Origin of the sequence: Amycolatopsis magusensis, assembly GCF_017875555.1 — a bacterium.
GTDB classification, from domain to species: domain Bacteria; phylum Actinomycetota; class Actinomycetes; order Mycobacteriales; family Pseudonocardiaceae; genus Amycolatopsis; species Amycolatopsis magusensis.
The window spans coordinates 391,656-403,479 of sequence record NZ_JAGGMS010000001.1 but is presented as its reverse complement, the minus strand read 5'-3'; the positions used below and the strand labels follow the sequence as shown (position 1 = coordinate 403,479).

Genomic DNA, 11,824 nt, shown 5'->3' with positions numbered 1-11,824 from the left:
TGAGCCCGCCGGGGTGAGCCCGACCCAACCAACCACGCACGCCTAGACTCACCAGCCGTGACCAAACCTGCCGGGCTGCTCGGCCCCGCCGAGATCCGCGGCCTGGCGGCCGAGCTGGACGTGCGGCCGACCAAGAAGCTCGGCCAGAACTTCGTGCACGACCCCAACACCGTGCGCCGGATCGTCGAGCTGGGTGCGGTCACCGAGGACGACCTCGTGCTCGAAGTCGGCCCCGGCCTCGGGTCGCTGACGCTGGGCCTCCTGGCCACCGGCGCGCGAGTGGTCGCCGTCGAGATCGATCCGGTGCTCGCCAAGCGACTGCCGGAAACCGTCGCCGGGCACGCGAAACCCGAGCACGCCGCGAACCTGAACGTCGTCGAAGCCGACGCGCTCAAGATCAACCAGAGTCAGGTGGGCGAGCCGACCACGCTCGTCGCGAACCTGCCCTACAACGTCGCCGTGCCCGTCGTGCTGCACCTGCTCGCCGAACTCCCGAGCCTGCGCCGCGGCCTGGTGATGGTCCAGACCGAGGTGGCCGACCGCATGGCCGCCGGCCCGGGCAGCCGCACCTACGGCGTGCCGAGTGTCAAGCTCGCCTGGTACGGCCGCGCCAAGAAGGTCGCCGCGGTGCCGCGCGCGGTGTTCTGGCCGGTGCCCAACGTCGACTCCGCGCTGGTCGGCTTCGAACGGGTCCAGACCACTCGTCCCGCCGAGCGGAAGACCGTCTTCGCCGTCGTGGACGCCGCCTTCTCGCAGCGGCGCAAGACGCTGCGTGCGGCGCTGGCCGGGTGGGCGGGCTCCGCCGAGCGCGCGGGGGAGTTGCTGACCGCGGCCGGTGTCGAGCCGCGCACCCGTGGTGAACAGCTCACCGTCGACGACTTCGCCAGGATCGCCGCCGCCGCGGAAAACGAGGGTTAACGCCGCTGTTCGTGTGATCTCCGACCACGGACTTGCTTTCCGCGAGCCGGATCGGGTGTACTCCTTGTGCGTCCATCCGGAGCGACTGAGAGGCCTGGCTCGCTGAAGTCGCAGCAACCACCCGCAAGGGCAGGTGCTAACGCCAGGACCGATGGAGGATCCTGTGTATCGGTCGCGAATGCTGACCCGGCGCCGAGTAGTGGATGAAGGTCGCCGCACGGTAAGTGCGTGTCGACGCTCCAACGTCTGACCTAGTAACCACTTCGCCGCTTTCCGGTCTCCGCTCACACCGTCGTCGACTGTTCCGGCGGTGCTTCCTTGTGCCTCGGCGCGCGTTCGCGCCCAGCTGTTGGAGCATTCACGTGATCACGCTCGAAAACCTGACCAAGTCCTTCCCCGGCGACCACGCTCCCGTCCTGGCCCTGCGGGACGTCAACTTCGACATCAACGCCGGCTCGCTCTACGGCGTGGTCGGCCCGGCCGGCTCCGGCAAGTCCACCCTGACCCGGTGCGTCGCGCTGCAGGAGCGCCCCGACCGCGGCGTGGTCCGCCTCGACGGCCTCAACACCGGCACGCTCGACGGCCGCCGCCTGCGGGAGATCCGCCGCCAGGTCGGCATCGTCGACGGCCGGGCCGCGTTGCAGCCCGAGCGCACGGTCGCCGGGAACGTGGCGTCGCCGCTGGAGCAGCTCGGCGTCGACGGCCCGCGCCGCCGCACCCGCGTCGGCACCCTGCTCGACCTCGTCGGCCTGACCCAGCGCGGCGGACAGCACCCCGCCGAGCTGAACCCGGGGCAGCGCCGCCGGGTGGCCGTGGCGAAGGCGCTGGCCACCTCGCCCGCCGTGCTGCTCGCCGACGACCCGACCGCCGGGCTCGGCGTCGAGGACGCCGCCGGCGTGCTCACCGCGCTCGACCGGGCCCGCGCCGAGCTGGGCCTGACCGTGCTCGTCGCCACGCCGGACGCCGGTGTCGTCCGCCGCATCTGCGACGACGTCGCGGTGCTCGAGGACGGCAAGGTGGTGGAGAACGGCAACGTGCTCTCCCTGCTGGTCGACCCGTCGAGCCGCACCGCGCAGGCGCTGCTGCCCGCCATCGAGACCACCCGCGCCCAGTCCGCCCGCTACGACCGCTCGGTCGACGTGGTGCTGATCGGCTTCGCTTCGGTCGGCGCGCTGCTGCCCGAGGCGGCGACCCGGTTCGGTATCGACATCGCCACCATCGGCGGCGGCCTGACCCGGATCGGTGACACCCCGGTCGGCCGCTTCCGCATCGGCCTGCGCGGGGAGCAGGCCGACGGCGCGCTGGCGTGGATCGCCGAGCGCGGCGCCCACGTCACCCACCCGGTCAGCGGCCCGCAGGGCGTCGCCGCCTGATCCAGCGGGAGTCGTGAGTGCCCGGGGCCGGAACGGCCCGGTGCACTCACGGCTTTTTTCCCGCCACGTAGGCTTGGGCCGTGCTCGCTGTCGTTCCGCCTCCAGTCACCGTCCGGGTGCCGTCGAAGATCAACCTGCACCTGGCGGTCGGTGACCTGCGCGAAGACGGTTACCACGAGCTGGTGACCGTGTTCCAGGCGTTGTCGCTGGCCGACGAGGTGACCGTGGCGGTCACCGACGATCCCGGTGTCGAGGTGTACGGCGAGGGCGAGAAGTCGGTGCCCACCGGGGCCAACAACCTGGCGTGGCGCGCGGTGCAGGCGCTGGCCGCGCACGTCGGCCGCGCCGAGAGCGACTCCAAGGTCCGGGTGGTGCTGCGCAAGGGCATCCCGGTGGCCGGCGGCATGGCCGGTGGCAGTGCCGACGCGGCCGCCACCCTGGTCGGCCTGGCCTCGCTGTGGAAGCTGGAGATCACCCGCGACGAACTCGCCGACATCGCCGCGAAACTGGGCAGCGACGTGCCGTTCGCGCTCTACGGCGGCACCGCGCTCGGCACCGGCCGCGGCGAGCGCCTGGTGCCGGTGCTCTCGCGGCACACCTTCCACTGGGTGCTCGCCTTCGACCAGAAGGGCCTGTCCACCCCGAGGGTCTTCACCGAACTCGACCGGCTGCGCGAGGAGGGTGATCCACCGCGGATCGGTTCGCACGCGCCGGTGGTCGAAGCGCTCGCGTCCGGTGACCCGCGGCAGCTGGCTCTCCTGCTGGGCAACGACCTCCAGGCCGCCGCTGTCTCGCTGCGCCCGGGGCTGCGCCGCACGCTGCGCGCCGGGGTGAACGCCGGTGCGCTGGCCGGTACGGTCTCCGGCTCCGGCCCGACCTGCGCCTTCCTCTGCGAGGACGCCGAAACCGCGCTCGAAGTGGCGGCCGAGCTGTCCGGCGCCGGGGTGTGCCGCACGGTCCGGGTCGCGCACGGGCCGGTGCCCGGCGCCCGGATGGTCGGCGGCGAAAACGACCACCGTCCCGTTCCCCCGCAGGTGCACGCGTAATGGTCAACCTGGTCAACCTCGAATCGGTCTCCAAGTCCTACGGCGTCCGGCCGTTGCTGGACAACGTCTCGCTCGGGGTCGGTGAGGGCGAGCGCATCGGCGTCGTCGGCCTCAACGGCGGCGGCAAGACCACCCTGCTCGAAGTGCTCACCGGGATCGCCGGGCCGGACAGCGGCCGGGTCAGCCAGGTGCGCGGGCTGCGCATGGCCGTGGTCACCCAGCGCACCGAGCTGATCGGCGAGACCGTGCGCGAAGCCGCGCTGGCCGCTTACGGCGCCGAGCACGAATGGGCCGCCGACGCCCGCGTCCGGTCCATTGTGGAGGGTCTGGGGATCATCGGGCTGGGCCTGGACAACCCGACGGCCACGCTGTCCGGTGGCGAGCGGCGCCGGGTGGCGCTGGCCGCCGCGCTGGTCGGCGAGCTGGACCTGGTGGTGCTCGACGAGCCGACCAACCACCTCGACGTCGAAGGCGTGCGCTGGCTGGCCGACCACCTGCTGGCGCGCCGGGTCGCGCTGGTGGTGGTCACCCACGACCGCTGGTTCCTCGACACCGTGTGCGGGCAGACCTGGGAGGTCGTCGGCGGGCGGGTCGAGCAGTACGAAGGTGGTTACGCGGACTGGGTTTTCGCGCGGGCCGAACGCGCGCGGCTGGCCGCGACGATGGAGGAGAAGCGGCAGAACCTGGCGCGCAAGGAACTCGCCTGGCTGCAGCGCGGCGCGAAGGCACGCACGTCCAAGCCCCGCTACCGGATCGAAGCCGCCGAGGCGCTGATTTCCGACGTGCCACCGCCGCGGGATTCCGTTGAGCTGATGAGCTTCGCCAGGCGGCGACTGGGCAAGACGGTCGTCGAACTGGAGGACGTGACCCTGGCCGCGGGCGAGAAAGCCTTGCTGGACAACGTGACCTGGCGCATCGGGCCGGGTGACCGGATCGGCCTGGTCGGGGTGAACGGCTCCGGCAAGACCACGCTGCTCAAGGCGCTGGCCGGCGAGGTCCCACTGGCGGACGGGCGCCGGATCGAAGGCAAGACGGTCCGCCTGGCGCACCTGACCCAGGAGCTGGAAGACCTGCCGGGGCACCTGCGCGTGCTGGAGGCGGTCGAAGAGGTCGCCGGGCGCGTGGTGCTGGGCAAGCACGAACTGTCCGCGTCACAGCTGGCCGAGAAGCTGGGCTTCCCGCCAGCACGGCAGTGGACGCCGGTCGAAGACCTCTCCGGTGGCGAACGGCGCCGGTTGCAGCTGGTGCGCCTGCTGATGGCCGAGCCGAACGTGCTGCTGCTCGACGAGCCGACGAACGACCTGGACATCGACACCCTGCAGCAGCTGGAAGACCTGCTCGACTCGTGGCCGGGCACCATGGTGGTGGTCTCGCACGACCGGTACCTGGTGGAACGGGTCTGCGACGCGGTCTACGGGCTGTTCGGCGACGGGCGCATCACGCACCTGCCCGGCGGCATCGAGGAGTACCTGAAGCGGCGCCTCAGTTCGGTGCCGGAGCGGCAGGCCACCAAGCGGGCGCCGGAACCCGCCGACGACCAGCCGAAGCTGTCCTCGGCCGAGGTCCGCGCGCTCGGCAAGGAGCTGTCCCGGCTCGAGCGCAAGCTGGACCAGTTGCACGACAAGGAGCAGAAGCTGCACGCGCGGCTGCTCGAAGCGGCGACCGACCCGGCGAAGCTGATGGAGCTGAACGCTCAGCTGAAGACCGTGCAGGCGGAGAAGGACGAGGTCGAGCAGCGCTGGCTGGAGACCTCCGAAGCGGTCGAGTAGCCCTGCACCTTTAGAGTGAGTCCATGAGTCGGTTCGTGGACACCCTGGTCGCCACCGCGGCCGGGGGCGGTCAGCAGCGGGGCATGGTCACTGGGGAGCCGCAGGAGCCGGTTCGCCGCACCTGGGCGGAGGTCCACGAACAGGCGAAGCGGTTCGCGGGCGAGCTCATCCACCGCGGGCTGGAGCCCGGCAGCGCGGTCGCCGTGCTCGCCGCCGCACCGGCGTTGATCGCGCCCACCGTGCAGGCCGTGTGGCTGGCCGGGGGCAGCGTGACCATGCTGCACCAGCCGACCCCGCGCACCGATCTGGCCGAATGGGCCGAGGACACCCTGCGCGTGCTGCGGATGATCGGCTCGGAGCTGGTGCTGCTCGGCGAGCCGTTCGACGCGCTGGCGCCGGTGCTGACCGAGCACGACATCGCCTTCCACTCGATCGCCGAGCTGGACGCGGGCGAGCCGATCACCGAGCCGGTGCCGATCGGCGAGGACGACCTCGCGCTGCTGCAGCTGACCAGCGGGTCCACCGCCGAGCCGAAGGCCGTGCGGATCACCCACGGCAACCTCTACACCAACGTCAAGGCCATGGTCGAGCGCGCCGAGTTCGACTTCGGCACCGACGTGATGGTCTCGTGGCTGCCGACCTTCCACGACATGGGCATGGTCGGCTTCCTGACCGTGCCGATGACCTTCGGCGTGGAGCTGGTCAAGATCACCCCGGTCGAGTTCCTGTCCGGGCCGCTGATCTGGCCGCGGCTGATCACCAAGTACGGCGGCACCACCACCGCCGCGCCGAACTTCGCCTACGCGGTGGTCGGCAAGCGCATGGCCCGCGCCGACGAGGCGTTCGACCTGTCGAAGCTGCGGATCGCGCTGAACGGCGCCGAGCCGATCGACGAGACGGCCGTGCAGACCTTCGTGGACGCCGGGGCGCGGTTCAAGATGCCGCCGGAGTGCGTGTTCCCGGCCTACGGCATGGCGGAGGCGACGCTCGCGGTGTCGTTCGCGCCGTTGTTCACCGGGCTGACGCTGGACGTGGTGGAGGCCGACGCGCTGGAGGCGCACAACCGCGCGGTGCCGGTGCCCGAGGACGACCCGCGCCGCGGCACCGAGGACGTGCGCTCGTTCGCCGTGCTCGGCCGTCCGCTCGACGGCCTCGAAGCGCAGATCGCCGACGATTCCGGCAAGGTGCTCGGCGAACGCGAGGTCGGCGAGATCCGCCTGCGCGGGCCCGCCGTCACGCCGGGGTACTTCACTGTGGACGGTCCACTGGAGACACAGGACGCCGAGGGCTGGATCGACACCGGCGACCTCGGGTACCTGGTGGACGGGCAGATCGTCATCTGCGGCCGCCGCAAGGACGTCATCATCATGGGCGGGCGCAACATCTACCCGACCGACATCGAACGCGCGGCCACCTCGGTCGAAGGTGTACGCCTGGGCAACGCCGTCGCGGTCCGGCTCGACGCGGGCAGCAGGCGTGAGCGGTTCGCCGTGGTGCTGGAGTCCAAACTGGCCGGCAACGAGGAAGAAGAACGGCGCGTGGCCAAGGAGGTCGCCGCTCGCGTCCGCGACGCGGTGGACGTCCGCCCGTTCGCCGTACTGGTCCTCCCCGCCGGAAGCCTGCCCAAAACCCCTTCAGGCAAGGTCAAGCGGGCCGCCACCGCCACCCGCTACGCCGACCAAATCACCCAAGCCGCCCACTAACCCACCCCGAACCTCACGTTCAGGCACGCGAACCCCACACTCGGGCACCCGAACCCCACGTTCAAGCACCCGAGTTCTACGTTCAGGCACCCGAACTCCACATTGAGGCCCCTGAGCCAGCCGGGTTCGGCAACGCCCCGAATGCTATGAGTGGGGCATTACTTGCAATCAACGCAAGTAATGCCCCACTCATAGCAATCAGCGCTCCGGGTACTCAGCTTCGGACTCGGCGCCAGAGGGATTTGCGGGTGTGCGAGTGTTCCAGCGCGGGCGCGATGTAGGCGTTCGTCGGGGCGTGCGGGGTCCAGCCTTCCCGCGCGGCCAGCGTGCTTTCCACCTGCCGCAGGAAGGCATCGACCTCCTGCTGGTCGTACCCCCGCTTGCCCAGCGGCGGCTTGCCGAACGCGGCCTCGTGCACCTGCGCCGCGGTGAGGTGGTCCTGGCCGTCGAGGGTCTTCGCGACCCGGTCGAGGAAGTCGTCCACCGCGGTCTCGCTGTAACCCCGCGAGCCGATCGGCGCCCGTTGGAACCGGATGGTCAGCACGTCCGCCGCGGTGAGCACCATCATCGCTCCGAATACTGGTCGGCGGGCGCGGACCGCGCCCTGGCGTCGGTGGCCTGCGAGGCGTCACGGGCGGCGGGCACCTGGTGCGCCCGCCAGTCCGTGCCGAGGTGCGAGGCCAGTGCCTCCTCGGCGCTGTCGAGGAACTCGTCGACCTCGCGCTCGTCGTACCCGCGCTTGCCGATCAGCGGCCTGCCGAACAACACGTGGTGCACCTCGGCCGCGGTCAGGTCGTCCTGGCCGTCGAGGGTGCCCGCGATGCGCCGGACGAACTCGTCGACCTCCGGCTTGGCGTAACCACGGCGGCCGATCGGTGTGTTCGCGAAGGCGACGCGCCGGGCGTCATCGGCGCTCAAGGACATGAGGGGTCTCCCTAGGGTGTCGGTTACGTCCCCTGTCCGTCCTAGCCCGCGTGGGGTGGGACGGGGAAGCCCTGCGACCCTAATGAGGGCGCCAAGCCATGCCTTCGGGTGAGCAAGCGAACACCCAGAGTGGCGATCTTCACCCGGCGTGGAAGGCGTTCTGGGCCGCCAGCAGCCCCTTCTCGAGCAGCGCTTCGACGGCGTCGGCGCAGCGATCGAGGTTGAGCGCGAGTTCCTTGCGCTCGACGGTGGAGAAGTCCTTGAGCACGTAGTCGGCCGGGTCCATCCGGCCGGGCGGGCGGTCGACGCCGAAGCGCACCCGGAAGTAGTCCTTGGTGCCGAGCGACTTGGTGATCGAGCGGAGACCGTTGTGCCCGTTGTCGCCGCCGCCGAACTTGAGCTTCAGCGCGCCGTAGGGCAGGTCCAGTTCGTCGTGCACGACGACGACCCCGTCCGGCCCGACCTTGAAGAAGCGTGCCGCCCCGGCGACCGGGCCGCCGGAGAGGTTCATGAAGGACCGGGGCTTGACCAGCGCCACCTTGCGCCCGGCGAGGCGCCCTTCGAGCACCTCGCCACCGCTCTTGTGCGACTTGAACTTGCCGCCCATGCGCGCGGCGAGTTCGTCCAGCACGAGGAAACCGGCGTTGTGCCGGTTGCCCGCGTACCGGGGCCCCGGATTGCCGAGGCCGGCGAGCACGATCTGCTCGCCGGCCCCCGGCAGGTCGACATCCACGAGGGAATTACTCCTCGGTGGTTTCGGGCTCGTCCTCGACCACGCCGGCGCCCTCGGCGTCGACCTGGCTCTCCATGGCGGCCTCGTTCGGGGCCTCGTTCACCGCGACGACCAGGTGGTCGCCTTCGGTGACCAGCTCGGCGCCCTGGGGGAGCTCGACCTGCGAAGCCAGGATCTGGGTGCCGGCGGTGAGCCCCTCGATGGAGACCTCCACCTGCTCCGGGATGTGCAGGGCCTCGACCTCGACCTGCAGCGCGTCCAGGTCGTGCTGGACCAGGGTGCCGGGGGCGGCCTCGCCGGTGAGGACCACCGGCACGTCGACGGTGACCTTCTCGCCGCGCTTGACCACGAGCAGGTCGACGTGCTCGATGTAGTTCTTCAGCGGGTGGACCACGATGGTCTTGGTCAGCGCCAGCTCGACGGAGCTGTCGACGTCCAGGGTGATCACGGCGTTGCTGCCGTTCTCGCGGACGACGCGGGCGAACTCGAGAGCCGGCAGCGACAGGTGCCGGGGGTCCGAGCCGTGACCATAGAGAACCGCGGGGATCTTGCCGGCACGCCGCGTGCGACGCGCGGCGCCCTTGCCGAACTCGGTGCGTGGTTCGACGGACAGACGTACCTCGGACACGGTGAAGCACTCCTTACAAATCTTCAGCGAACTCAGGTGTGATGGGGTCCTGGGGGAGAACCATCTCGGCTGCGCCGGCGGCGAATCCCACGACGTGACTTGGACGCGTGGCGACTCAAGCCGCCGCGTCGATCACGTCGGACACCACCGGGTGCTTGCGTGGAGTCCGCCTCGCCGAGACAACCCGGACAGTGTAGAGCAAGGCGTTCCAGCGGCTTTGCGGCGGGGATCGGGAACCGTTACCGAACGGTGGCGTCGGATGAGTACATTTCGTCTGGCGAAACGAAAGCGAGGGCCGTCATGGGGTGGAGCCGGGTGCGCGGGTGCGCCGTGCTCGCGGTCGGGGCGGCGCTGGCGCTGTCCGGGTGCGAGGTGTCCACCATCGGTGCGGCGGGGCCCGCCGCCGCCGATCAGGCCAAGGCCGACGCGCGGACGGCCCAGCGCGAAGCGGTCAAGGCGGCCGTCGACGACCTGGGCGAGCAGCAGGCCATCGCCTACCGCAGCCAGGTGCGCAACGACGCCGGTGAGCTGGTCGACCTCGCGCTGAACGTGACCAAGAACGGCACCAGCTACGGCGCGCTCGGCGTCGGCGGGCAGGTGGTCAACCTGGTCGAGGCGGACGGCAAGCCCTACCTCTCCGCGCCGGCGGCCTACTGGAAGACCAAGGGCGTCGACGACGCGCAGGCCGAGGAGTACGGCAAGCGCTGGATGTTCGTCGAAGACACCGACCTGCCGCTGAACCCGAGCAAGGTGCTGACCCCGCGCGAGATCCGCACCGCGCTCCACGACGCCTCGCTCGAGCTGGACCAGCTCGCCGACCCGGTCAGGACGCGGCTGGCGGACGGCACGGAGGTCTACGAGCTGGCGCTGCCGAGCGGCAAGCTGCAGGTCACCGCGGTCCGCCCGCACCGGGTGGTCTCGTTCGACGCCGGGCTGGTGGCGAACGTGGGCAAGGCGTTCGGCTCGGGAACGGTGGTCACACCCGGCGGGCTGACCGGGGACGCGCTGGTGCAGTTCAAGAACGGCCTCGGCGGCGCGGTCGACGCGTTCGCGCAGGCCTTCGACTACGCGGCGGAACTGGTGGTGCTGGTGGACGGCAACGACCTCCAGTGCGCGACCAGCGGGTCGTGCACCTCGAACGTCAAGGTGAGCAACTCGATCATCGGCGCGGACGGCCGGGTCTCCGGGGTGCGCGTGCTGGTGAAGGCGGACGTGAGCGCGCCGGGGCTGGGGAGCCAGACGTGCACCGCGGAGGCGACCGCCGCGCCCAACGCCACGGTCGACGTGCCGTGCACGGTGAAGTTCAGCGTGCCGAACCGCACCGCGTCCTACCAGGTGACCTCGATGCCGACGGCGACCGGGGAGGCGATCGCCGCGGTGGACGTGGGTGGGGTCAAGCAGAAGATCGAGGCGGAGTTCGCGACGCTCGGCGGTTAAGTCCGTGATTGCCGCAGGGCTTTGAGGATCGGTGCGAACCGTTCCATCGCCGGTTCGAAGACGGTGAAGTAGGTGAAGCCGAAGCGGTCGCGGAGTTCGTGGACCCGGTCGATGATCTGGTGCTCGGTGCCGATCAGCAGCTGCGGGGCTGCGAGTATCGCGTCCACTGTGGATTCGGCGAGCCCGGCCCATTCCGTTGCGGCGGCCCGTTTGTCGTCGGTGACGACGACGTCCTGGATGAGCATGTTCGACTCGGTGCTCCGGTTGAGGCCGGCGTAGAAGGCGACGCGCTCGGCGAGCTCGGCTTCGGTGGCCAGGCGCCAGATGCCCGGCTCGGCGCCGGGTTTCGGCTTGAGCCCGGCGAACCCGACGATCTGCGCGTGCTCGGCGGCGATCCGGAGCACACCCTTGCTGTGGCCCGCGATCAGGAGGGGCGGCATCTCGACGTCGACCGCTTCGAGGCGTCGGCGGACGTCGGTGATCGTGGTGGTGAGGTACTCGAGGCGGGTGGGGAGGTCCTGCCAGGGCAGGCCCGCGTCGTCGAACTCGGCCTTCATGTGCCCCGCCCCGAGCCCGAGCTCGAACCGGCCGCCGGTGAGCTGCACGGTGGCGGCCACGTCCCTGGCGAGCAGGGCCGGGTTGTGGAAGGGAACGTTGAGCACGAGGGTGCCCACCTTGATCCGCTCGGTCACCGCGGCCGCGGCGGCGATGGTGGGGAAAGGCGCGGGTGCCGTACCGCCGATGTGGTCGGGCACGGTGATGACGTCGTAGCCGAGTTGCTCGGCGGCCCGGCACTTGGCGGTCCATTCGGGGGCGGTGCCGATGGAGCGGAGCGTGACGCCGAATCTCATAGGGGGGACGGTAGGGGGTTCGTGGGTGGGGTTGTGGGGGTTTCGCGTAGGGCTGATTCTTGTGGGGCACCCCGCTTTTTGATGGTGACTACGGCGGGGTTTCCGTTGTCAAGGCGGGAAAGATGCCTTGACAACGGAATCCCCGCCGTGTTTGGGCCTGGGATCGGGGTGGGGGAGGGGGGCTGGGTGCTCCCTGGGGCTTGGGTGCCCGGGTTCGGCTTGGGAGTGGGATGCGCCTGGGGATTGGGCGCCCTGGGTTCGGCTTGGGGAGGTGGCTGGGATGTGCCCGGGGTGCTCCCTGGGGTGCCCCGAGGAGGGACACGAATGTGGCTTTGGGGGCGGAATCGGCCCCCAAAGCCACATTTGTGTCGCGGAGGGGGCGCCGGGTGTCACGAATGTGGCTTTCGAGACGTTCGATGTCCCGAAAGCCACATTCGTGACA

Annotated in this window: 11 protein-coding genes and 1 riboswitch; of the genes, 6 read left to right on the top strand and 5 right to left on the bottom strand. The window is 70.6% G+C overall.

Annotation, left to right across the window (positions count from 1 at the left end):
* Window positions 1-57: 57 nt before the first annotated feature.
* The 5 genes from rsmA (at window position 58) to JOM49_RS01815 (ending at window position 6,809) form a co-directional block, all read left to right on the top strand.
* Entirely contained in the window at window positions 58-918 is an 861-nt protein-coding gene (gene rsmA, locus JOM49_RS01835; RefSeq protein WP_209662501.1) for a 16S rRNA (adenine(1518)-N(6)/adenine(1519)-N(6))-dimethyltransferase RsmA, read from the top strand.
* Between the two features lie 69 nt (window positions 919-987).
* Window positions 988-1,076: riboswitch (SAM riboswitch) on the top strand.
* A gap of 204 nt (window positions 1,077-1,280) precedes the next feature.
* Complete coding sequence (locus tag JOM49_RS01830) at window positions 1,281-2,291, top strand: methionine ABC transporter ATP-binding protein (protein WP_209662499.1); 1,011 nt, start codon at window positions 1,281-1,283, stop codon at window positions 2,289-2,291.
* Between the two features lie 80 nt (window positions 2,292-2,371).
* Window positions 2,372-3,337, top strand: coding sequence for a 4-(cytidine 5'-diphospho)-2-C-methyl-D-erythritol kinase (locus JOM49_RS01825; RefSeq protein ID WP_209662498.1), 966 nt, complete (start codon window positions 2,372-2,374; stop codon window positions 3,335-3,337).
* Entirely contained in the window at window positions 3,337-5,106 is a 1,770-nt protein-coding gene (locus JOM49_RS01820; RefSeq protein WP_209662497.1) for an ABC-F family ATP-binding cassette domain-containing protein, read from the top strand. Before JOM49_RS01825 ends, JOM49_RS01820 begins: the two co-directional genes overlap by 1 nt.
* 23 nt (window positions 5,107-5,129) lie before the next feature.
* The gene (locus JOM49_RS01815; RefSeq protein ID WP_209662496.1) at window positions 5,130-6,809 is read left to right on the top strand and encodes a fatty acyl-AMP ligase; all 1,680 of its coding nucleotides are present in this window, start codon (window positions 5,130-5,132) and stop codon (window positions 6,807-6,809) included.
* 214 nt (window positions 6,810-7,023) lie between these two features.
* Here the strand turns inward: JOM49_RS01815 and JOM49_RS01810 are convergent, their stop codons facing one another.
* The 4 genes from JOM49_RS01810 to JOM49_RS01795 form a co-directional block, all read right to left on the bottom strand.
* The gene (locus tag JOM49_RS01810; RefSeq protein WP_372443958.1) at window positions 7,024-7,377 is read right to left on the bottom strand and encodes a DivIVA domain-containing protein; all 354 of its coding nucleotides are present in this window, start codon (window positions 7,375-7,377) and stop codon (window positions 7,024-7,026) included.
* Window positions 7,374-7,733: a DivIVA domain-containing protein gene (locus JOM49_RS01805; protein ID WP_209662495.1), complete on the bottom strand. Its 360-nt coding sequence runs from the start codon at window positions 7,731-7,733 to the stop codon at window positions 7,374-7,376. The genes JOM49_RS01810 and JOM49_RS01805 overlap by 4 nt, the downstream gene beginning before the upstream one ends.
* A gap of 139 nt (window positions 7,734-7,872) precedes the next feature.
* Complete coding sequence (gene pth, locus JOM49_RS01800; RefSeq protein ID WP_209662494.1) at window positions 7,873-8,466, bottom strand: aminoacyl-tRNA hydrolase; 594 nt, start codon at window positions 8,464-8,466, stop codon at window positions 7,873-7,875.
* A gap of 7 nt (window positions 8,467-8,473) precedes the next feature.
* Complete coding sequence (locus tag JOM49_RS01795; RefSeq protein ID WP_209662493.1) at window positions 8,474-9,094, bottom strand: 50S ribosomal protein L25/general stress protein Ctc; 621 nt, start codon at window positions 9,092-9,094, stop codon at window positions 8,474-8,476.
* A gap of 300 nt (window positions 9,095-9,394) precedes the next feature.
* On the opposite strand from JOM49_RS01795, the gene JOM49_RS01790 reads away from it, so the two are divergent.
* A complete protein-coding gene (locus JOM49_RS01790; protein ID WP_209662492.1) occupies window positions 9,395-10,531 on the top strand; it encodes a hypothetical protein in 1,137 nt (378 codons plus the stop codon).
* On the opposite strand, the gene JOM49_RS01785 is transcribed toward JOM49_RS01790, so the two are convergent.
* Window positions 10,528-11,382 (bottom strand): TIGR03621 family F420-dependent LLM class oxidoreductase, encoded by an 855-nt coding sequence (locus tag JOM49_RS01785; protein ID WP_209662491.1) that lies wholly within the window; start codon window positions 11,380-11,382, stop codon window positions 10,528-10,530. The genes JOM49_RS01790 and JOM49_RS01785 overlap by 4 nt on opposite strands.
* Window positions 11,383-11,824 lie beyond the last annotated feature (442 nt).

Excerpts from the sequence above, each read along its gene's own strand:
- JOM49_RS01820 (WP_209662497.1), top strand. The coding sequence starts at position 3,337 with ATGGTCAACCTGGTCAACCTCGAATCGGTCTCCAAGTCCTACGGCGTC.
- JOM49_RS01815 (WP_209662496.1), top strand. The coding sequence starts at position 5,130 with ATGAGTCGGTTCGTGGACACCCTGGTCGCCACCGCGGCCGGGGGCGGT.
- JOM49_RS01810 (WP_372443958.1), bottom strand. The coding sequence starts at position 7,377 with ATGATGGTGCTCACCGCGGCGGACGTGCTGACCATCCGGTTCCAACGG.
- JOM49_RS01805 (WP_209662495.1), bottom strand. The coding sequence starts at position 7,733 with ATGTCCTTGAGCGCCGATGACGCCCGGCGCGTCGCCTTCGCGAACACA.
- JOM49_RS01790 (WP_209662492.1), top strand. The coding sequence starts at position 9,395 with ATGGGGTGGAGCCGGGTGCGCGGGTGCGCCGTGCTCGCGGTCGGGGCG.
- JOM49_RS01785 (WP_209662491.1), bottom strand. The coding sequence starts at position 11,382 with ATGAGATTCGGCGTCACGCTCCGCTCCATCGGCACCGCCCCCGAATGG.